Origin of the sequence: Paraburkholderia sp. RL17-383-BIF-A (assembly GCF_046028015.1) — a bacterium.
Lineage (GTDB): Bacteria > Pseudomonadota > Gammaproteobacteria > Burkholderiales > Burkholderiaceae > Paraburkholderia.
In genome coordinates, this window is sequence record NZ_JARESR010000043.1 from 37,414 (window position 1) to 58,856 (window position 21,443).

The 21,443-nt window shown below is 61.0% G+C and carries 15 protein-coding genes; 2 read left to right on the forward strand and 13 right to left on the reverse strand.

What is annotated here, in order from left to right; all coding sequences use genetic code 11:
* Positions 1-4 precede the first annotated feature (4 nt).
* The 6 genes from P0D71_RS32385 to P0D71_RS32410 form a co-directional block, all read right to left on the reverse strand.
* Entirely contained in the window at positions 5-2,983 is a 2,979-nt protein-coding gene (locus tag P0D71_RS32385) for a molybdopterin-dependent oxidoreductase (protein WP_408483562.1), read from the reverse strand.
* A 126-nt stretch (positions 2,984-3,109) separates the two neighbouring features.
* On the reverse strand, positions 3,110-3,850 hold the full coding sequence (locus P0D71_RS32390) for an OmpW/AlkL family protein (RefSeq protein ID WP_408483563.1): 741 nt from the start codon (positions 3,848-3,850) through the stop codon (positions 3,110-3,112).
* A 200-nt stretch (positions 3,851-4,050) separates the two neighbouring features.
* Positions 4,051-6,009: an acyl-CoA synthetase gene (locus P0D71_RS32395; RefSeq protein ID WP_408483564.1), complete on the reverse strand. Its 1,959-nt coding sequence runs from the start codon at positions 6,007-6,009 to the stop codon at positions 4,051-4,053.
* On the reverse strand, positions 6,006-6,962 hold the full coding sequence (locus P0D71_RS32400) for a fumarylacetoacetate hydrolase family protein (protein WP_091806872.1): 957 nt from the start codon (positions 6,960-6,962) through the stop codon (positions 6,006-6,008). Before P0D71_RS32400 ends, P0D71_RS32395 begins: the two co-directional genes overlap by 4 nt.
* 34 nt (positions 6,963-6,996) lie before the next feature.
* The gene (locus P0D71_RS32405; protein ID WP_408483565.1) at positions 6,997-8,067 is read right to left on the reverse strand and encodes a VOC family protein; all 1,071 of its coding nucleotides are present in this window, start codon (positions 8,065-8,067) and stop codon (positions 6,997-6,999) included.
* A 13-nt stretch (positions 8,068-8,080) separates the two neighbouring features.
* Positions 8,081-8,218, reverse strand: coding sequence for a hypothetical protein (locus tag P0D71_RS32410; RefSeq protein ID WP_177205102.1), 138 nt, complete (start codon positions 8,216-8,218; stop codon positions 8,081-8,083).
* A gap of 199 nt (positions 8,219-8,417) precedes the next feature.
* Between P0D71_RS32410 and P0D71_RS32415 the strand changes: the two genes are divergently transcribed.
* Positions 8,418-9,188, forward strand: a complete 771-nt coding sequence (locus P0D71_RS32415) for a TetR/AcrR family transcriptional regulator (protein ID WP_091806870.1) — start codon at positions 8,418-8,420, stop codon at positions 9,186-9,188.
* A gap of 21 nt (positions 9,189-9,209) precedes the next feature.
* Here P0D71_RS32415 and P0D71_RS32420 read toward each other — a convergent pair whose 3' ends face one another.
* The 6 genes from P0D71_RS32420 to P0D71_RS32445 are packed head-to-tail and all read right to left on the reverse strand — an operon-like array spanning position 9,210 to position 18,691.
* Positions 9,210-9,914 (reverse strand): PqiC family protein, encoded by a 705-nt coding sequence (locus tag P0D71_RS32420; RefSeq protein ID WP_408185494.1) that lies wholly within the window; start codon positions 9,912-9,914, stop codon positions 9,210-9,212.
* The gene (locus P0D71_RS32425; protein WP_408483566.1) at positions 9,911-11,506 is read right to left on the reverse strand and encodes a PqiB family protein; all 1,596 of its coding nucleotides are present in this window, start codon (positions 11,504-11,506) and stop codon (positions 9,911-9,913) included. Before P0D71_RS32425 ends, P0D71_RS32420 begins: the two co-directional genes overlap by 4 nt.
* A 24-nt stretch (positions 11,507-11,530) precedes the next feature.
* Positions 11,531-12,910, reverse strand: coding sequence for a paraquat-inducible protein A (locus P0D71_RS32430; protein ID WP_091806863.1), 1,380 nt, complete (start codon positions 12,908-12,910; stop codon positions 11,531-11,533).
* Positions 12,911-12,921: 11 nt separating this feature from the next.
* Positions 12,922-14,385, reverse strand: a complete 1,464-nt coding sequence (locus P0D71_RS32435) for an efflux transporter outer membrane subunit (protein WP_408483567.1) — start codon at positions 14,383-14,385, stop codon at positions 12,922-12,924.
* A 2-nt stretch (positions 14,386-14,387) separates the two neighbouring features.
* Positions 14,388-17,558, reverse strand: coding sequence for an efflux RND transporter permease subunit (locus P0D71_RS32440; protein ID WP_408483568.1), 3,171 nt, complete (start codon positions 17,556-17,558; stop codon positions 14,388-14,390).
* A complete protein-coding gene (locus P0D71_RS32445; RefSeq protein ID WP_408185489.1) occupies positions 17,555-18,691 on the reverse strand; it encodes an efflux RND transporter periplasmic adaptor subunit in 1,137 nt (378 codons plus the stop codon). Before P0D71_RS32445 ends, P0D71_RS32440 begins: the two co-directional genes overlap by 4 nt.
* 359 nt (positions 18,692-19,050) lie before the next feature.
* On the opposite strand from P0D71_RS32445, the gene P0D71_RS32450 reads away from it, so the two are divergent.
* Positions 19,051-19,824 (forward strand): TetR/AcrR family transcriptional regulator, encoded by a 774-nt coding sequence (locus P0D71_RS32450; RefSeq protein WP_408185488.1) that lies wholly within the window; start codon positions 19,051-19,053, stop codon positions 19,822-19,824.
* 10 nt (positions 19,825-19,834) lie between these two features.
* On the opposite strand, the gene P0D71_RS32455 is transcribed toward P0D71_RS32450, so the two are convergent.
* Positions 19,835-20,890 (reverse strand): AI-2E family transporter, encoded by a 1,056-nt coding sequence (locus P0D71_RS32455; protein WP_408185487.1) that lies wholly within the window; start codon positions 20,888-20,890, stop codon positions 19,835-19,837.
* Positions 20,891-21,443 lie beyond the last annotated feature (553 nt).

Sequence of the window (21,443 nt, forward strand, 5' to 3'; positions counted from 1 at the left end):
CTCCTCACGCTGCACGACCGAGCATGAACGCCTCGGCGGATTTCCACTTTTCGACCTGCACCAGACACGAGTTGGGACTCATGCTGCTCGTGCCGGCGGTTTGAGACCGGTCGGGGGTCAGCATATTCATGCAGCCGCCGATCTCGACGCGCTCGCCGTCAATTTCAATCAGTCTGAATTCGGCACTCGCCTCGTATGACTTGACAACGCCCGCGTTGACCAGCGGCGAGACGTCGGCGGCACAGATCACAGCGCCCCGGTTGTTATAAACCTTGACCAGATCGCGATGGGCGATGCCTCGCAGCACCGCGTCCGCCACACTCAGCCTGAGCAGCCAGAAGCGGTGGCCGCCGATCAGCGCGCGATGGTCATCAATGCTGTTCACTGAAGAATTTTTGCCGTCGCAATGGGTATGGAAGCTGTAACGACTGTGCGTGGCAATCAACTGGAGTGGATACCGGTCGGCGAGTTCGGAACGCATTCCCTCCCACGACGGAATGTAGCGATTGAGCGCCGGCCGTTCGGGATTGTCTGCCGTGTGCCGCTTGAGCAACTCGGGTACGAACTCCAGTTTGCCGCTGGGCGTTTGCAGACCCGAGCCGAATTTTTCGGCGAACTGCGACGGCAACGGGTGGGGTTCCTGCAGGTCTTTGCGCCGGCCCTCCGCGAACCAACGCATGTCCACCGGATGGCGCAATTCGGGCTTCTCGGGCGGCACGACAAAATAACCCTTGCGGCAGAACTGGCGCCACGAAATATGATCCGGCAGATCCGACGAGTCGAAGACGCGCTTGACCCAGTCAAGCTCACTGCAGCCCTCGGTGAACACGGCGCCCAGGCCCAACCGGGTCAGGATCGCGGTGAAGATGTCGTAGTCGGAACGCGACTCGCCCAAAGGCTCGATGCACTTGTGCTGCAGCGTCATGATGCGATGATTGACCGTGCTGTAGCCATGATGTGCGTAGCCGCCGGAATTCGACCATTCCCCGATGTCCCAGCGCTCCAGAGATGTGCAGGCAGGCAGGATGATGTCGGCAAACTGAGCCTCACCCTCCATCCAGATGGACTGATTGACCACGAACTCGATACTCGAGTGTCGGTAGGCGTCGGCCCAGCGTCCGGAATTCGTCACCGTGCTGAAGGCGGATCCGCCGTAACGGTAGATCATGTGGATCGGCGAATACCCGGGCATGGGATAGGTAAACGGCGCGAACTGGGCTTCCTGCGACATGCCGTCCCACAGGTAGCCTGTGGCATGACCGTTGACGATGGCATCGGGAAGTTGCTGCCGCGGCACCATCTGCTTGACGGGATTCATGGTCAGGATATGCGGCATGCGCTGGTAATTGTTCACCGCGTTGGCGGTCCACGCCAGGTCGCCGGAAATGCCGCCGTCAGCGTAGCCGGGGAAATAGAAATGGAGGTCGTGAGGAACACCCGCTTCAAGGCAGCCGAAATTCACGCCCGGCTTACCCCAGCCCTGCATCGCCATCATCATGATCATACAGCGTGCCCATTGGGCTCCCGTCGCGCCTCGGCCCGCACCACCGAATCCCGCACCGGTCATCCCGACAGCCAGATGGACCTTCCTGTTCCCCCAGCGGCGCGCAAGCGCGCGGACGTCCTTGGCGGGCACGCCGGTCTCGCTTTCCTGCCACTCGGGCGTTCTGGCAACGCCGTCGGTTTCGCCGAGAAGGTAGGCTTTCCACTCGTCAAACCCGGTCGTGCGGGTAGCGACGTAATCCTTGTCGTACAGGTTTTCCACGGCCCACACGTACATGATGGCGGTAGCGAGTGCGGCGTCGGTTTGCGGTCGGACCGGAATCCATCGCCCGCCGAGTAATTGCGCGGTGGGATTGCAGTGCGGGTCGATATGCACGAACTCAATGCCGAGTTCCTTGGCCCACAGGCGTCGCGGCGTCCCCTCGAATCCCGCATAGGCGCCATTGGTGCTTTCGGGATCGCAGGACCAGAAGACGATCATGTCAGCTTCTTTCAGGCAATCCTCGACACCGCCATAGCCGGATGGAACGCCGATCCGCATCGAATTGCCGAAATGATGCATCGCGCCCCAGTACCAGCCTTCCCAGCTGTCGGGGTTCGCGGCGACCCGGGTGAAACCGATCAGGTTGGCAAAACGCGTCAGCGCGCTGAGGTAATAGCCCACGTTCCCCCACTGGTGGTGGGACGACAGCGGGAACGTAATCGAACCTGGTCCATGAACGCGCTTCTGCCGGTTGATTTCTTTGGCGACAATGTCCAGCGCCTCCTCCCAACCGATACGTACATAGCCGGACTTGCCGCGGTTTTGCGGATTGCGTTCGCCGTCAGGATCGAAGTCGACTCGCTTCATGGGATGAAGGATGCGCTTGTCCGAATAGACGAGCGACTTGAGCGTCAACGCGTGGGGCGCGACCAGTCCACGACGTGGCGGACTGAAGCGGCGTCCACGCGCTTCGATTACCCAGCTCGGCGCGTCGGTGCTGTCGAGATCGATGGGCGTGACCCGGACGACGCGGCCACGGTTGACGTAGACGAACAGCGGGCCGCCGTTTGTGCACGTGGTGTAGCGGCGCGTACCGTCGCGCATCCGCGTGCCCATCGGCAAACCGATGGTCTGCATCATGCTCAGGGTTTGCATGACCCAAACCAGCAGTTCGTCCTCGCCTTCGGTCACCACTTTGAAGTTCTTGGCGGCGTGGATAATCTCGCCCTGGTCCGGCTTGGGGGAAAAGAACTTCAGCGCGGTGGCGACATCCTTGAAAGCCATGCGCACGTCGGAGCGCCGATGATTGCCGGCACGCGACCGAATGTGGCCATTCTTGAACTCGATGAGCCGATTGATACTTCCGTCCATGAGCCCGATCGAAACGACCAGATCGCGCTGCTTCAGGCGTTCACGATAGGCGGGAAACCGGCGTGCCGTCAACTCAAGGAGCTTGGGCAACGCAAAAAGAATGGTCTTGAGGACCTGTCGTTTCATATTCGATCCAAAAAGAACTTATTGCACAAGCGGCGGCATGAACGCCTGAGCGGCAAGCTTGCGTGAAATGTGAGCGGCCCTGACTGGCGCGGTCATGTCACGCTGGGAGTCAAAGGTCCGTACTCGTTAAAACGTATAGGCGACGTTCACGAAGACGCTAAGGGGATCGAGCCGAAGCGTCGATCTGGACACGATCTGCGTTCCAGTCGCTGTCTGTCCGTACAACACCAGATTAGTTTTCACCGGCATATAGTTGACAGTGGTTCCGACGGACCAGTGCTTCGTAATCGCGTAATTTGCCCCGATTTCGAACACCGGATTCCACGATGAACTGAGCGTGGCGTGTGCCGAACCGCCTGGACCCACGCTATCGGTCACGAACTGGCTATTGGTTGTCCGAACCTGGGTGAACCACGTGTAGTTCAAGCCTAATGCGGCGAATGGGCGGAATTTCGATTCGGCTGAGAAAAGGTGGTATCGAAGCTCGATCGCTGGCGGCATCGGTCTCGTGGAACCCAGGTTGCCATACTTCTGCAGCGTGCCGTCGCCAATCAGATTTACCTTCAATGGCAGTCCGAACAACACTGCGACACCGATGCTGTCCGTGACGTAGTACTCGGTGGTGATGCCCACCGTATTGGTTGAGCTGGCATGCGCCCCGCTGCCGGTCAACTGACGATTCACCGCTACGCCACCGACGCTTTCGACGGTCAGCGGTGTTGCATCGCCCTGCGGTGCAATGTGAAGCCATCCTGTCGACAGTGTCACGCTTCCGGCCGACTGCGCATTGGCGTTGCCGATCAAGCCGGCCAAGCAGATGCATGCTGCGATACCGACCGATCTGAAGGCTCGTTTGCAATTTTCCATGTCTCTTCTCCTGTCCCTTTGCCTAAAAATTTTTATGGATTATTGGTGTGACCTTTGCAATTTCCCGATTGGCGGGTTCTTCTCCTTCCCTGTTTAATACAGCCCTTATCCTCGTCCCTATCACCAATTAGGTTTACTAACTTACCAACACCGCATTTCCATCGAATCGCGGCATCGCCACGTGGCCCTCTGATTAAGTTCTAATCCCGTGCGGAGACCGAGATCGAAAATGCGAACGGAAAACGCCCCAGCACGGAAGTCGCCAATACTTCCAACGTCGGGTCTGAAAGTTCGACGTGCAGTGAAACCCCGCGTGAGGTGTCATCAATCAGACTAACGGTTGCGTCCTCGACGCCCGCTTCCGCGAGGGCCGACCGCATCGCGTCCGTCATTTCACGGCGCTTCAGTGCGGGCTTGAATATCTTGCCAACGCCCGTCAGAGGTATCGCATCCACGATCCGTATGCCCTTTGGCAGTGCGGCACGTTCGTTTATCTCGCGGCGCAGGAACTCGGCCAATTCGGCTTCGGTTGCGGTGGTGCCAGGCTTCAACTGGACATAGGCAACCGGCAATTCGCCGGCGTGCATGTCCGGGCGCCCTATCGCTGCTGCGATCTGTACAGCGGGATGACGATGCAGTGGTTCTTCGATTGCCGCGGGGTCGATGTTGTGCCCCCCTCGGATAATCAGTTCTTTCTTCCGGCCGGTGAGCCAGAAGTACCCGTCGGGATCGCAGCGTCCGAGATCGCCGGTGTTGAGCCAGTGCGCACCGTCACCGCCTTCCATCCAGATGCCACTGTTCTGGTCCGTTCGCATATAGCCAGCGAACACGTTTGGCCCGGAGATAATCAGTTGGCCGACCTCATCCGCCACGCAATCCCGTACGTAGCGGCCGTTTTCGTCGACCACGACTGCCTTCATTGCCTGACCGGGCAAACGAAGCCCAATCGAACCGGCCCTGCGCTCGCCAAGCGGAGGGTTGACGCTGCTGACGCAGGTACCCTCCGTGAGGCCGTAGCCTTCAAGGATTCTTACGCCGGTACGATTCTGGAACGTGCGAAGCAGTTCCACCGGCATGGGGGCGGCGCCACACAGTCCATACTCGAGCGAACTGATATCGTGCGCGCCAACGGGAACGTCCAGCAGAGACCCATAAAGTGTCGGGACCCCGCTAAAGAAGTTGATGCGGTAATGCTCGACAATTTCCCAGAAGCGATTTACAACGCCGTCGCCTCGATAGCCTTGCGGAGTGCCGAGCACGACGTGGGCACCACGCGAGAACGCCAGCAGACCCGTCACCAGCACGGCATTGACGTGGAAGAGCGGCAATCCGCAAAAAATCGTTTTTCCCGGACCAACGCTTTCGCCAAGGAATTGCCCCGCACTCCACGCATTGGCCACCTCGTTGCCGTGCCGTCGAATCGCAATCTTCGGCAGTCCGGTGGTGCCGCCCGTGCAGAACAACGACGATACATCCTCGACACCGATTTCAACCACGCTGCTGAGCACATCGCCGTCTTCACTGGCTATCGCGGTGCCGAAATCGTGAACGCAAATATGCGAAGGAACGGCACTATGAATGCCGCCAGGTCCATGCAATCTTGAAGACTCATCACGCTGCAGCGTTCGGGCCGCGGAACGCTTTTCGCGCGGCATCCGGTCGGCCAGATTGACGAGCACAAGATGCTTGAGGGAAGACACTGTATGCAGCACGGTTTGCACTTTTTGCCAGAGATCGACCCCAGGAAACGGTGCCAGTGTGACGAGCACACTGGCGCCCGAAGCATTGAGCAGGTCGCCGATGGCCTCCCCTTCAAGCAGCGGGTTGATCGCGCACACGATCCCCGCCGCCTCGCCGCCCCAGATCACAAAGTGCGTCTCCGGAAGGTTGGGCAGTACATAGGCGACAACTGAGTCCCGCTGTACTCCCAGCCGCGAAAACAGGTTCGCGGTTCGCGTGATGTCGCGCACCAGTTGGCCATAGGTCCAGCACTCGCCGTTCCGGTACTCGTCGGCCGTTGCAAAGAACGAAAGCGCGGGCGCCGATGGATTGATGGCGGCGCCCCGACAGATCATCTCGTAGGTACTCGACGGCAGGTCCGCCAACCGCGCCTGCGTTTCGATGGCCTGGACATCGTCCATGTTCGCGACGCCTGTCATGCTGCCTCGTCAACAACGAAGTTACGCTGCACGCCCAGATTGATGGAACCGTCGCTGCTGACGATATGCGCCTCCACGAGATCCCCCGCCTGCAGGTACTGCGGCCTGTCCTCCTGCATCTTCAGAAAAAGACGCCACTTTTCTGCTTCGGGCAGTTGCGCCGCGGCGCGCTGCTTTTCGGGCGACGGAATGCTCAGCGCACAGCCCGAAGGTGTGCCGGTGGCGAGCAGGTCGCCGGCGTGCAGGTCGTGGACGGCGGAAAGCTCGGTTAGCGTCTCGGCCGGACCATAGACAAGGCCCGCCGTGGAATCGCTCTGCCGGACCGTTCCGTTCACCATGAGCGTCAGCACGAACTCTTTCAGCTTTGGAATATCCTGTTCCTCCAGCAAGCAAAGGTAAGGACCCACCGGGCCGAACGTGCGATAGCTCTTGCCCTTGTAGAACTGCATCTGAGGAATCTGGATGTCGCGCGCGGAGTAGTCGTTGACGATCACGACGCCGGCTATATAGTCATGCAGGTTTGCGTCAGAGACCATTTCGCGCGAGTTGATGTCGCGTCTGAGCACGAGCCCGAGTTCGATCTCGTAGTCGAGGAACCGCACCTCTTTCGGTTTAACCACGGGTGAGTCGGCTGGGACAATGCAGCTTGTTGCTTTCGTGAAGATCATGTTGAATTTCTTCACATCCGGATCCAGTCCGGACTCGATCATATGCTGGCGGTAATTCGCGCCTTGACAGATGAATTGCTGATTGGCTGTCACGGGCGACAACCACTGCACTTCCGATTCGGGAATCGTCGGACCGCTCAGCATGAACAGCCGCTCAACCGGATTGGCTTCGATAAACTCAGCGGTCGTCTTGAAGTCGCCCGGAATCGGCGTGATCGCGCCGTTGACGACGACACCCCATTGGGGACGGCCATGATGCCTGTAATGCAGAACGTGAAGTGCCATGGTTAGATCTCCGGATCTTATGGAATGGATTGGTTCAGGCGAAAATCTTTGCCAGCCTGCGAAGTTTGGAGAGCGTCAGGTCGGGGCTGCGACGCAGGTTCTTGACGAGCGCCACGATGCTCGCGGGCGTGAATTTTGGTTTGGTGAAGCTGCGTGGCATTGCCGGTCCCCACTGCGCCATCGCTTCGCGACTCACCGCATGCACGCCCACGGGCGTGTCGGCTGTAAAAAGATCGCCGTCGCAATAGTGTTCGTGCTTGTCGCCCCACGGGTCTTGCCAGTAGTCGAAAATCTGACTACCCAGGATATGCCGGCCGATCCCCCACGCGTGCGTCCAGCCCTTGTCGCGCAACACGCGCTGCCCCATGCCAATTGCGTCAGCGTCAACGACTTCGTACGCACTATGGCTGTAGGTCGGTACAAAGCCTTGTGCAAGCGCTAGCGTATGGTGATCGGCCGGCCGTTCGCCAAGATCGAGCCGCATGAACGCAACGACGGGGGAACCATCGGGAAGTACCTGCACATCGCTTGGAATGAAGCCGAAGTGCTGCGTGTACCACGCGCAGGTTTCCTGATAGTCGACGAGTTCTAGCACCACATGTCCAAGCCGGATGATTTCCGGCGCACATTCGGGTGGCCGCTGTGTTCCGTTAATGCGCACGGCCGCGTCCACGGAATTGAACGGCAACGGTGGCCGATGAAATAGCACTGAAGCCGGCGCCTGATCCCATATCGCATCGACGCGAAAACCGGAAGGGTCAGTCAGCCGCACGGTATAGCCGCCGCCCGGCAACTGCGATCGTTCGACCGCAGATGCGCCAGGCAGCCTTGCAAGTGCATCGAGCTCGGCCTTGGTGTCGACCTGCAGCCCAAGGCCGACAAACCGGGATTTCGGCGCCCTTTGGATCACATAGCAAAAATGCGAAGCGCCCGTTCCTCTCAGCAGGACAAGCTCTTCATTGCGCAACACGGTTCGTAGACCGAAATCACTGAGAAATGCCTCGGCCTTCACAAGATCCGGCCGATCGAATATCAGGTAGGTCAATGCCGAGGCTTTCGTCGTGGGATTGGGATGACGGGCCGGCTGTACGGTGGTCTGTTTCATGGCAGGACGGAAATCAAACGGTTTGAATGGCCGTATTCGGCTTTGAAAGCCGGCGCGTGCCGATGAGACTCGACGTAACGAACTTCGGATCGGCATTCAGGCTGCCGAGCGAATTCACGCTGCCGAACAGGCCCAGCACGGTCGACCTCATGCGCCGACGGCTGAGCCGGGTTGCGCGGGCCGAACGGCCCGGTAGTGTTTATTGCTCCTGTCTCCACTGTCACTCCGTCTGTCTATTTGTTTATCTGGCGTCGCCGCACGCTTTTGTGACATTAAAGTCATAGATGATAGTTTTGTCAATAGAGACATTTCAATCTATACTTGGGTATGAGCAAAGACTGGAACTCGTCATGGCGAACTCTTTGAACCGGCCTGCACCTAAGCGCGCCGGCCGTGTGACCCGCGTTTCCGCGGCTTCCGATTCCCCGGCTCCAGTTCCCGAGGAGCGCGAACCGCGCGGAGCGCGCCGCAAACGTGAAACGCGCGCGCGCCTCCTCGACGCAGCGCTCAGGCTCATGTCGGACAAGGGCATGGAGGGCGTTGCAATCAACGAAATCACCGAGGCCGCCGACGTGGGCTTCGGTTCGTTCTACAACCACTTCGAGTCGAAAGAAGCCATCTACGCGACGCTCGTCGACAACGTGTTCGAGGAGTTCGGCGACATGCTCGATCGCCTCACCGGCGGCCTGTCCGATCCGGCGGAAGTGATCTCCGTCTCCATGCGCCACACCTTGATGCGAGCGCGGCGCGATCCCGTCTGGGGACGTTTCCTGATACGCGAAGGTTTTTCGGCGCACATCCTGAGCCGTGGGTTGGGCCAGCGGCTATTGCGGGACATTGGAAATGGCATCGCCGCCAAGCGCTTCGTGGTCGCTGACCCCTTCATCGGCTTTCTTTCGGTGGGTGGTACGGTGCTTGCCGCAATCGCAGCCGAGTTGAATTTCGTCGCGCCTGGCGCGCCGGCGGCAGCGCTGCTCGACGAACTCGGCTTCAGCGGGGAACACTTTGCCGAGCGTACGGCAGCAACGCTTTTGCAAACACTCGGGCTCAAGCGCGCGGAGGCTGAGAAGATTTCGACGCGGGCGTTGCCGCTCATCGAAGCGGAAGTCGAGGCGGAATAAGGCGGACGCGAAAAAGGACTGTCAGGGGCGTCGGGTCACCCCGATCCCCGCTTCAGCATAGGCCATCAACGGGCAGGATGCCGGGCGTGTCACCGCTTGCCGGCTCCCGTGCAATGCTGACGTCATGCCAAGCTCGCGGAGGCCCCGCGCAATCTGCGTAGAGATTCGTTGCAACGCCTGCCGATGCCCATCTGCGATCGCATCATAGCCAGCTGAGACCGGCTGGCTGGCTATGCTGTGGCAGGTCATCGTTTCCTGACCATTTGACGGCTGTATGCTCCATACAGCTTCAATCAGTACGTGCGACCCAGGCCACGTCTCAAAGCGCTGCACTTGCACCGAAATGCGGTACAGCGGAACCTCGTCCGTGCGCGCCATCCCGTGCACGTCGAGCGCACCCGACTGCCGGGTCACCATTGCCAGCACTGCGGTGCGGATTTCATCCGGCAGCGGCGACGCCCAGCGATCGTCCTCCAGCACCTTGACCTGAGTGGCATTCACCTGAACGACAAATTGGCTCCTCGCCAGCGCGGAAGGCACTGTAACGGGCCGCATATCGATCAGAACGGCGGGGCTTGCCGTGCGATCCGCCGTGGGCAAACCGCCGCCGGCGTCGAGCGTGTAGAACCGGCTCGGCGGAGAACCACACGCCGCCAGAGCAGCGAGACTGATTGCCGCCGCCACACGAACGAAAGCGCGCAGCGAATAAGACTGAAGCAGAGTCACGGCCGGTCTCCTTTCTTGCCGAACAGAAGCGCCTGGGGATGACGTTCCAGATAATCCGCGAGTGCGTTGAGAGACTGCAGCGTACGGGTCAGTTCCTGCATCGCATCCTGCACGTCCGATTGCAACGGCGCCGCCTGCTGAAGCGTCGCCTCAGCGGTTCCGAACGTCCGCTGCGCTGCCGCCAACGTATCCCGAGCCTGTGGAACAACCTCCGTATCCAGATGACCGAACAGCTTGTTGGCATTTTCCAGCGCGCCATTCAGGTTGGCGCCGATCTTGTCGAACGGCACCTGGTTCAGTTTCCTGGCGATGTCCGCGATCTGCACCTGCAGTTCGTCAAGCGTGTTAGGCACGGTCGGCAGTTCGATCGGGTTCTGATGCACATCCACGGTCGCACGCGGGGCTTTCGGGAACATGTCCAGCGCCACATAGAGTTGCCCGGTCAAAAGGTTGCCGGTTCGCAACTGGCCACGCAACCCTTCCATCACGAGGTGCTGAAGCAGCTCATGCCCACCTGGCGTGTTGGGGGCCGGTAGCGCCTCCCTGCTGCGCCGGCTGAGCCGGTCGGGATAAAGTGCCATCGAGACCTTCATGCTGAAACTCTTGTCCATTTCGCTGTATTCAATACCAATCTCCGTCACCTGACCCAATGCAATGCCGCGCAGGTCCACAGGTGCGCCAACGGACAATCCGCGCAGCGACTGGTTGAATCGCATCACCACATTGAGTGGTTGTCCGTCCGGCTCGCGCATCGCGTCCGACTCGTCCGCCGCGAGTCGAAACACCGCCTTGTCAGCGGCCTGTTGTCCGGCGTCTTGACCCGGCGGTGACTGAAACGCGAGACCTCCCACAACCACTGTCGCCAGCGACTGCGTGTTGATCTTGAGCCCGCTCGAGTCGAGCCGAAGATCGACACCGCTCGCATGCCACCAGCGAGTGTTCGTCCCGACATACTGATCGAATGGCGCATTGACGAAGACGTTCACGATCACGCCCGAGCCGTGCGGGTCGAGTGAAAAGCCGACCACCTGGCCCACCTGCACACGACGGTAAAAGACAGGTGCACCAATATCGACCGACCCCAACGAATCCCCTCGCAGCGTGTACTGGTGCCCCGGTTGGCCGCTGGTGACGATGGGAGGATTCTCGAGTCCGACAAACTCCGTCAGTCGCTCTGACGATTGCCCGATGTCGACGCCGATGTACGCACCGGAAAGCAAAGTACCGAGGCCCGAAATGCCGTTGGCCCCCACGCGCGGGCGGACCACCCAGAAACGCGTGCCTTGTGTCGCGAATTTTTCTGCCTCCCTGGTGAGTTGAATTTTTACCATCACTTGCTGGAGGTTTTTCGTCAGCGTAATGGCCTGAACGGAGCCGATTTCGACATCCTTGTACTTGACCTTCGTTTTGCCTGCCTCCATTCCGTCTGCGTTATTGAACGAAACCGTGACCACTGGCCCCTTTTCGGAAATGGATCGGGCTACCAGCGCAATGCCGATCAACGCCGAGATCAGGGGGACCAACCAGATCAACGAGGGAAGCCAGCGTTTTCGTGGTTTGATGTCGGGAAGGGGTAGATCAGGAAGATGCATCGCTAGAGAATAGTGTTGCTGATTTCAGTTTATGGGGGCGACGGAGCTACGAACCCGTGCGGATTCGACGTCCTCGGAATGCGGTTGTGCGCGACGGACGTTGTCCCAGGTGAGCCGTGGGTCGAACTGATGCGATGCCAGCATGGTGAGGATCACGACCGCCCCGAAAGCGAGCGCGCCCGGACCCGCGGTAACGAAGGCAAAGGAGCCGAAGTGCACCAGGGCAACCGTGAGTGCAACAACGAAGACATCGAGCATCGACCACCGGCCAACCCGCTCGACAATACGAAACAGCTTCGCGCGTTCGAGCGGGCGCCAGTCCGAACCCCGGCGAGCAGTCAAGGTCAGCAGTGCGAGAACCGTGAGTTTGAGCATTGGCACCATGACGCTCGCCACGAAGATAACGACCGCGAGCGGCCAGTCTCCCGAGCTCCAGAAGTAGCCGACGCCGCCGAGAATCGTGTCGTCCTCTGAGCGGCCGAGCGACGAGGCATGCATGATCGGCAAAAGATTCGCCGGAATATAGACGATCGCTGCGGCGACAAGCAGACTCAGCGAACGCGTCACACTGTGCGGACGGCGCTCGTGCAGCAGCGAGTCACAACGCGAACAGTGCTGATGCGGCTGATGCGCGATTGCCGTCTGAACCAGGCCGCAGGTATGACACGCGAGAAGTCCTGCATGTCTTGCCGAGACATCACCCGTGGCTCCTGTTTCCGGCGAGCCGGAGGTGTCACCCGGCACAACGCGGCTGTCACTCACGCTCGACCGGGCAATGTCGGCGCGCCGACGAATTTTCATTTCGTCGCAAACCTCCCACAACACGGCAGGGTCGAACGCGGCAACGATAGCCAGCATCACGGTCAATGCGCCGAATGCAAACAGGCCCGGCCCCGGAATCACCTGCGCGATGCTTACCATTTTCACGATCGTGATGAACACCCCGAGCATGAATACCTCGATCATTCCCCACGGTCGAACGAATTGAATGAGGCGAATGACCCGATTGAAGCCGGACGGCCGTTTACCCATCAGAACGGGAACCAGCAGGTAAAGAACGGCGAGCAACTCCGTCAGCGGAAACAGCATCGACGAACAGAACACCATGCATGCGACGACACGCATGTGTTCGCCCCACAGCGATTGCACTGCACCAAACAGCGTGGTCTGCGAGCCGATCCCGTTTGTCTCCAGCCGTAGTACCGGGAACGCCTGCGCAATCACAAAAGTAATCAACGCAGCGACGGTCAAAGCGCAGATCGTCTCGAGCGACGGACCACTGCGATGCAGTCCTTTGAAACCCGCACCGCACCGCTGACACCGTGCAACCAACCCACCCAGGCGCGGCGGCTTGCGGAAAAGGAGGTCACATTCGTGGCAGGCAATCAGGTTCCGATGTTCCATGCTGGGACGCGTCACTCTTTTGACGTCACGTGCTGCTGAGCAGACGGCAATTCGCCCATCGCCTGGAACAGTGTGACGGTATCGGTCATGCGCTGGCTTCCGGCGCGCACGGCGCCCAGCTGCGCAGTGAGAAATCGCTGCTCGCTGGCATACTGCGCCGTGGACGGCAAGGAACCGAGGCGGGCGCGCGACGCGGTTTCGTCGAAGGCCGCACGGGCTGCCTGCGCCGCTCGTTCGGTAGACGCCAGCGCCTGCGCGTCGTTCTCCAGCGCGGCAAGCGAATCCGCGACATCCTTGAATGCCGACAGAACCGTCGACTTGTAGTGGAGAACCGCGGCGTCGTATGACTCGATCGAGGCCCTGCGCTGCGCGAACAACGCCCCACCATGAAAGATCGGTTGCGACAGACCCGCCCCGATCGCCCACAGTCCGCCCGCGCCTGAGAGCAGCATCGGCCAGCTAAAGCCACCGCGGCCCATCGCGGCCGTCAGCGACAGGCTCGGAAAGAGCTGCGCGGTCGCGGCGCCAACGTCGGCCGCAGCCGCTTTCACCGCGGCGTCGGCCGCCAGAATGTCGGGGCGCGAACGCAAAAGATCCGATGGCACGGCGACCGGCACGTGGTCGGGCAAAGACAGGCTGTCGAGGTCGGGAACGGCCGGTGCGTCGTCCGGCGTACGCCCCATCAGCACCGCCAGCGCGTGGACGGCTGTAGCGCGCTGCTGCCGCAAGGGCGGCAGACTGGCCGCAATCGACTCCGCGTCGTCCTTCGAGTTCAGCGCCTGCACGTGCGAGAGCGATCCGAGCGTGTAGCGTTGCTGGTCCTCATTCGCCGTTTCGCTCGCCACGGCAACGAGCCGCTCGGTGAGATCGATCTGACGATCAAGCGCCGCCACATCGATCGCCGTGCCGACGATGTTCGCGGCGAGCGCACGCCGAGCCGCTTCGAGTTCATAGCCCTGCACGTTCACACGGGCGGCAGCCGCTGCGTTGGCGTAGCGCGTCGCACCGAAAAGGTCGAAGGTGTAGTGCGCCTGAATCTGCCCGGCGAAAAAGTTGTACCGGACCTCGGTTGGACCAATGCCGGGCACGACCGGTGAACGCGCCCGCTCGATCTGCGCGGCGGCGTCGATCGAAGGCAGCGTGGACGAACCGACCTGCGCGCGCAATTCCTCTTGTGCGGCCGAAAGCGTGCGCTGCGTCGCCGCAAGCGTCGGGCTGTTGCGCAGACCTTCCTCGACCAGCGCATCGAGCGCGTCCGACCGGTACAGCCGCCACCATTGCGGCACTGCCGTCGAACCGATATCGAACTGCTGCGCGACGCCATTTGCCACGACCGTCCCGGACGCCTGCGCCTGCGCGCCGTAATGCGTTGGCGAAGGCATCACTGGGGGTTCGCCGCCGGGGCCGAACGAGCAAGCCGTTAGCGCGAGCGCCATAGCGACGGCGACAACGGATGTCTTATGGGCAAACTTCATCTTCAAATCTCCGTGTGCTCGACGACGACCGGCTGCATCCCGCGCTCGTCGCGCTGGACCCTGAAGCACGTCGCGTAAAGAGCCGGCAGGAAGAACACCGTGAGTAAGGTGGCGATCGTGATCCCGCCCATCAACGCGGTCGCCATGGGCCCGAAAAACGCCGAGCGCAGCAGCGGAATCAAGGCGAGCACGGCGGCGGCGGCCGTCAGCATGATCGGGCGGAAGCGCCGCACGGTCGCACCGACAATCGCGTCGAAGCGCCCATGCCCCGCCGCGATGTCCTGATCGATCTGATCGACCAGGATCACGGAGTTGCGCATGATGATGCCGAACATGGCGATCACGCCGAGCAACGCGACAAAGCCGAAGGGCTTGCCGAACAGCAGCAGCGCAGCCACGACGCCGATCAGCCCGAGCGGTGCGGTCAACACGACGATAAAGGTCCGCGAGAAGCTTTTTAGCTGGATCATCAGCAAGGTCAGAACGGCGATGATCATGAGCGGCATCTCGGCGTTGATCGAGGTCTGGCCTTTCACGCTTTCTTCAACCGCACCGCCCACTTCGATGCGATAACCCACCGGCAATCTGGCTTGCTCGCCGGCAAGTGCGTGCTCGATATCGCGGGTCACGTCGATACCCTGCGCGTCGCCCCGAATGTCGGCCTGCACCGTGATCGTCGGCTGCCGGTCGCGCTGCCAGATCACACCGTATTCGAGCGTGTCCTTGATGTGTCCGAGGGAACCCAGCGGAACCGGACCGTTCGGAGTCGGCACCGCGAGGCTGGTGAGCTTCGAGGGATCGACGCGCTCGCCCTTGGGCGCACGCAGATCGACGTTGATCAGCTTGTCCCGCTCGCGAAATTGCGTGACCGTGTAGCCCGAGAGCGTCATGGCCAGGAAGTTCGATACGTCCTCCGACGTCACACCGAGCTGGCGCGCCCGGATCTGATCGACTTCGAACGAGATCGACCGTTCTGCCGGCTCGTCCCAATCGAACTGGACGTTGCGCGTGCGGAAATCGGCACGGACCTTGTCGGCTACCGTTTCGGCAATGGAGCGCACGGTCGCGATATCGCTGCCGCTCACCCGGAACTTGATCGGGAAACCCACCGGCGGACCATTCTCGAGCCGCGCCACACGCGCACGCGCGCCGGAGAAATCCTTCTCGAGTTTTGCATCGAGCCAGCGCATCAACTCGTCCCGATCTTCGACGCTCTTCGCGGTGACCACGAATTGCGCGAAGTTGGGCTGCTGGAGCTGCTGATCGAGCGGCAAATAAAAGCGCGGCGCGCCGGTGCCCACGAAGTCGACGAAGTGGTCGATCTCGCGCTTGCCGTTGAGCGCCGATTCGAGGCGCTTCGTTTCACGCAGCGTCGCCTCGAACGAAGCGCCTTCCGGCAGCCGCAGGTCGACGAGCAACTCGGGGCGTTCCGAGTTCGGAAAGAACTGTTGCGGCACGCGCGTGAACGCTGCCATCGCGATCACAAAAAGCACCCCGGTAACGCCAAGCACGGCCCAACGACGGTCGATACACCACGATACCCAGCCTGAAAGGCGCTGGTAGAAGCCGGTGTTGTAAACGTCGTGCTCGTGATGCTGGCCGCCGCCTTGGCCCTTGCGCTCGGGCAGCATGTGAAAGCCCAGCAATGGGACCAGCACGACAGCCGCGAACCAGGACACGATCAGCGCAATGGCGGACACTTCGAAAATCGACCGCGTGTATTCTCCCGTGCTCGATTTCGCGAGTGCGATCGGCAGGAAGCCCGATACCGTCACGAGCGTGCCGGTCAGCATGGGAAATGCCGTACTCGTGTACGCAAAGGCCGCCGCGCGCGTGCGAGTCCACCCCTGCTCCAGCTTCACGGCCATCGTTTCGACGGCAATGATCGCGTCGTCGACGAGCAGCCCCAGCGCGAGCACGAGTGTGCCAAGGGATACCTGGTCCAGCCCGATGTTGAACACATGCATGCACAGCGCCGTCACGGCGAGCACGATCGGAATCGAGATCACGACGACCATGCCGGTGCGCAGGCCGAGCGAAACCAGGCTCACGACCAGCACGATCGCTACCGCTTCGGCGACCGACCTGACGAACTCGTCCACTGAGTGCTTAACCGCGTGAGGCATGCTCGAGACGGGAGCCAGCTTGAGTCCCGCCGGCATGGCGGCTTGCAGTTCGGCGGTTGTCGCGTCAAGCGCTTTGCCGAGGCTGACCACGTCGCCGCCCTTTTGCATCGTCACGCCAATGCCGAGCACCGCCTGCCCACCGACACGCATCTCGGTGACGCGCGGATCGTCGTAGCCACGCGTGATCTTTGCGATGTCGCCCAGCCGGAACTCGCGTTTGTTCACGGTGAGGAGCGTGTCTGCAAGCGCCTGCACGTCCTTTAACGCACCGCTCGGGCGCACGAACACCCGGTCGTCCGCCGTCGTGATGGTGCCGACCGGCGTCACCGTGTTCTGTGCGTCGATGGCCTGCGCGAGCTGCTGCGGCGTGATTGAGAGCCGAGTCAGTTGCGCATTCGATATTTCGACGAAGATGTGCTGGTCAGGATCGCCAAAGTAGTCGACCTTGGCGACACCGGGCACACGCAGAAGGACCGCGCGCAACTGATCCGCGTAGTCGTGCAGCTGCGCGGGCGTATAGCCGTCGCCTTCGAGCGCATAAATGTTCGTGTAGACGTCGCCGAACTCGTCGTTGAAAAACGGTCCAACCGTTCCCTTCGGCAGTGTCGCGGCAATGTCGCCCACTTTCTTGCGCACCTGGTACCAGGTTTCGGGCACTTCCTTGACCGGCGCCGAATCCTTCATTGCGAAGAAAATCATCGACTCGCCGGGCCGCGAGTAGCTCTTGATGTTGTCGACGTACGGCGCGGCCTGCAACTGCCGGCCGATCCGGTCCGTGATCTGTTCCTGCACCTCGCGGGCAGTCGCACCCGGCCAGTAGGTCTTGACCACCATGGTGCGGAACGTGAACGGCGGGTCTTCCGACTGGGCAAGCTTCGTATAGCCGATCACGCCGAACAGCGTCGCAAGCCCGATCAGAAATATCACGAGCTGCTGATGGCGCAACGCCCACGCGGACAGATTGAAACCGCCTTCGCTGCGTGCCTCGGCGTCAGGCGGGATGACGGGCGCGCTGTCGCGCGCGGTTTCACGGTCGCGGGCGTTCATGACGAAAAATCCTCCGGATGGAGCGGAGCCACGACCTGCACGTGCTGGTTCGCGCTCACCGCATGAACGCCTTGCATCACGACGCGGTCGCCTTCGTGAAGTCCGCCACTGACGGAGACGGTCCGCGCGTCGTAGCGCACGAGGCTGACGACGCGCAGTTCGAGAGTGTCGCTGCCGGCGCGCACCACCCATACAGCGGGGTTCTCGCCTTTGTGGAAAAGCGCCGTCACAGGCAGTGCGAACGGCGCCGCCTCCGGCACGCCGCTGGCGGCATCGAATGTGACATTGGCCGTCATGCCGACGCGGACTTCCGCGCTCGGCGCGGCTAGCGTGAGTTTCACGCGCCACGTGCGGCTTTGCGGGTCGGCGGCGGGCGATACCTCGCGCACGGTCGCCTCGAAGCTTTTGCCGGGCAGCGCGGACAGGCTCACGCGCGCCTTGCTGCCGACGGCTATCGCGCCAAGCGCCCGCTCCGGTGCGTCGCAGACGATGTCCACGCTGCCCGTCCAGTCGATGTGATAAACCGCCTGATCCGCCTGGACGTTCTGGCCGGTGTCCGCATCCTCCGACTTAATGACGCCGTCGTGATCCGCGGTGAGCGTGGCGTAGCGCAGGTGGTCGGAGGCGAGCGCCATTTGCGCGAGGGCCGAATCGCGCTGCGCAAGCGCGGTAGCGTACGCGTCTTCGGTCTGTTCCATCTGCGCCGGTGCAATCAGGTGTGCCTGGATCTGAGCCTGATCGCGATCGCGCTGCTGCCTGGCGTACACGAGACGATGTTCGGCGGCGTCCAGTTGCGCGCGGGCATTGACGAGGTTATTGCGCAGATCGGTGGGGTCGAGCAGCGCAACGATTTGCCCCGCCGTGACGGTATCGCCGAGATGAACCTTTCGTTCGATAACCTTGCCCCCAACTCTGAACGACAGTGGCGTGGAGTAGCGCGCCTCTACTTGAGCGGGCAATGAGGCAGTCGGAATGCTTGCGTCGGGATGAACCGCGAGCGCGACAACCGGTTTGGGCACCGGCGGCGCCACTTCACCGCGGTGGCAAGCCGAGAGCAGAATTGCACCACAAGCCGCAACGAGCAGACGCCCTCTGAACGGTGGCCTGGCGATGGAAGACAGGATGGGACGCACGAAATTCCGCGCGTTAAGACCGGATAGTTTCACGATGTTCACAAGGCAGGTGATAGTCCAGCAATGAAAAATAGGCGAGGCATAGGGAGACACGGCGCGTCCGGCGACATGCTTTTGCTCTATGTGTCAAGGACGATTCCATACGCCATTAACTTGGCATTCCTATCCGCCCATTCTGATACGAGCCGCTTGCAACTCTTCATACTTCGTCATCGCACGCGGGTGGATACCGTCGCTTCTCATTTCGTCTGCGCGGCTGCCGATTCTCTGGCTAAGGTGACATTAGACCCATAACTGATTATATTGTCAATCATGACGTATAATTCTAAAATATGACGATACCAAGACCTGGAGTCGAGATGCCTGATATCGCGAACCCCTGTGGAAACCCGCAGCGCGTGCAGACCTTGAGCGGCCCGGCTCAAGCGGTCGAAGGGCGCCAACCGCGCAGTACCCGCCGCAAGCGCGAAACCCGCACCCGCTTGCTCGACGCCGCACTGAGGCTGATGGCGGAAAGAGGAATGGATTCGGTGGCTATCAACGACATTACCGAGGCCGCCGACGTCGGTTTCGGCTCGTTCTACAACCACTTCGGGTCGAAGGAAGGGATCTTCACTGCACTCGTCGAATGGGTGTTCGAGGAATTCGCCGATACACTGGACCAACTGGCCTGCGACCTGTCCGACCCGGCCGAAATAGTCGCCGTCTCAGTGCGGCACACATTGATGCGCGCACGCCGTGAGCCGGTATGGGGGCGGCTGCTGATCCGCGAGGGATTGTCTGTGCATGCGCTGGGCTGGGGCCTCGGCCAACGATTGCTGCGCGATAGCCAAAGAGGCATTTCCGCGGAGCGCTTTGTCGTCCCTGACCATTTGGTGTGCGTTGTGTCGGTCACGGGCATCATCTTCGCGGCGATCGCCGCCGAGTTGCACTTTGCCGCATTGGTTACGCCGGCGGCCCGGCGGCAAAAAGCGTCTGGATTCGGCGAGCAGAACTTCGCGGAACGGGTAGCGGCGGTCGTGTTGCAGGTGCTTGGACTCAAGCGCGCGGAGGCGGAAAGAGTTGCGCGCCTGCCGTTACCCACGGGCAGGCCGGATACCAAGCGTGGCAGAGCAAAATCGCGCGTCCGCTGATCAAGCCCTGCTATCCCCCGTAAAACGCGCTCGCCAGATAACGGCCGCGGAGTTCGCGCAGGCCTACGGCCAGAATTGCGCTGGCTGGAAGCGCGAGCAGAACCCCAAAGAAACCGAAAAGCTGGTCGAATGCGAGCAAGGCGAAAATCACCGCGAGCGGATGCAGGCCAATGCGTTCGCCGACGAGGCGTGGCGTAAGAATGAAACTTTCGAGAATCTGGCCAATGCCGTACACGACCGCCACCGCGGCAACGCCATACCAACTGCCGAATTGCAGCAGCGCGGCAAGAAGCGCGAGCGCCAGTCCGGTCGCGAATCCGATGTACGGAATGAACACGGCGAGCCCGGTAAAGAGACCAATGGGCAGCGCGATCTCGAAGCCTGCGACCGTCAAAGCGATTGGATAAAACGTAGCGAGCGCCCCCATTACGAGCAGTTGGCCGCGCAGGTATTGCGACAGCATCTGGTCCATGTCTGTCAGGAACCTGCGCATTTTGCCCAGCCACGGTCGCGGCACGAAGCTTTCAAGGCGAGCAAATGCCTCGTGCCTGTCATAAAGCAGATAGAACAGAACGAGCGGCACCAACACGATGTTGCCCACGACAGTAATCATCATGTTGCCGCTCGTGCGCAGTGACTGCCACGCAGCCACTGCGATGGTTTGTTCGCTCGCCTTGAGGTGCGTCCTTAACATCTCGTGGACATGGCTCAAATCCAATGAATAGCTCAGGCCCAGCAGGGCCAGTTTGGGTTGTAACCACGCGTTGAGTGTGGCTGCCAGAGAAGGAATCCGCACGATCAGTTCGGGCCCCTCTTTATGGATCACGGCAAACACGAGCAGAACGAGCAACGTGGCCATCAAACCAAACAGGAGCATCATCACGAGCGCGGCGAGTCCGCGTGGCGTGCGATGGCGCACCAGCCATTCCACTCCGGGTTGAAGGACATATGCGATGAGCCCGCCAAGCAGGAACGGCGTGAGGACCGGACGCAAGATCCAAAGCAGGACGCCAGCCATCAAGGCGACCGCGCCCCATAGCAAGGCGTGGCGTTGATGCAGAGTCATAAGGGCAACGTGTTGGTGAATAAATCGGGTGTGCCAGTATCGGGATGTCGCCTGAAACGGGCGGACAGGCTCACTCCATTGGTGACGATATTATCACTATTGCGCGATTGATCACCACTGACATTTGTAACGAATTACACTAAAGCTCGCTGGTCGGCTTCTCCCGTGTGGCGCACTCCGGATGTTTTGGCACGCTTTATTTGACATTTTTATCAATTATGAGATTGGCGCCATAGGTGCTTCACGCCGACCGACAGCGGCGCCCAACCCGTTCATGGGACGCAAGTTAAATTTTTTGCAGGATTTCCTATGGTGTAACAATCCAGACCCCAATGCGGGCAACCGAAACCGCTAGACGGGATTGCCCGTCAGCACGCCCCAGATCATCACCTCGGGCGTCGCCTGGCGCTGAGCCATCGCCGCTATTGCGGCGACTCGGGTGCATCGTCAGTTGACGCTGAATGGGGACACCACCGCCGTTCTCACCGCGCTTGCCGCAGGCCCGGTCGAAGCAGGCGGCACCCAGCGATACACCACGATGCTTGAGTCGTTG

Bases quoted from the DNA above. Each gene is read 5' to 3' on its own strand.
- P0D71_RS32390 (WP_408483563.1), bottom strand. From the start codon at position 3,850: ATGGAAAATTGCAAACGAGCCTTCAGATCGGTCGGTATCGCAGCATGC.
- P0D71_RS32425 (WP_408483566.1), bottom strand. From the start codon at position 11,506: ATGCATCTTCCTGATCTACCCCTTCCCGACATCAAACCACGAAAACGC.
- P0D71_RS32450 (WP_408185488.1), top strand. From the start codon at position 19,051: ATGCCTGATATCGCGAACCCCTGTGGAAACCCGCAGCGCGTGCAGACC.
- P0D71_RS32410 (WP_177205102.1), bottom strand. From the start codon at position 8,218: ATGAGGTCGACCGTGCTGGGCCTGTTCGGCAGCGTGAATTCGCTCGGC.
- P0D71_RS32440 (WP_408483568.1), bottom strand. From the start codon at position 17,558: ATGAACGCCCGCGACCGTGAAACCGCGCGCGACAGCGCGCCCGTCATC.
- P0D71_RS32400 (WP_091806872.1), bottom strand. From the start codon at position 6,962: ATGGCACTTCACGTTCTGCATTACAGGCATCATGGCCGTCCCCAATGG.
- P0D71_RS32430 (WP_091806863.1), bottom strand. From the start codon at position 12,910: ATGGAACATCGGAACCTGATTGCCTGCCACGAATGTGACCTCCTTTTC.
- P0D71_RS32435 (WP_408483567.1), bottom strand. From the start codon at position 14,385: ATGAAGTTTGCCCATAAGACATCCGTTGTCGCCGTCGCTATGGCGCTC.
- P0D71_RS32395 (WP_408483564.1), bottom strand. From the start codon at position 6,009: ATGACAGGCGTCGCGAACATGGACGATGTCCAGGCCATCGAAACGCAG.
- P0D71_RS32455 (WP_408185487.1), bottom strand. From the start codon at position 20,890: ATGACTCTGCATCAACGCCACGCCTTGCTATGGGGCGCGGTCGCCTTG.
- P0D71_RS32385 (WP_408483562.1), bottom strand. From the start codon at position 2,983: ATGAAACGACAGGTCCTCAAGACCATTCTTTTTGCGTTGCCCAAGCTC.
- P0D71_RS32405 (WP_408483565.1), bottom strand. From the start codon at position 8,067: ATGAAACAGACCACCGTACAGCCGGCCCGTCATCCCAATCCCACGACG.
- P0D71_RS32415 (WP_091806870.1), top strand. From the start codon at position 8,418: ATGGCGAACTCTTTGAACCGGCCTGCACCTAAGCGCGCCGGCCGTGTG.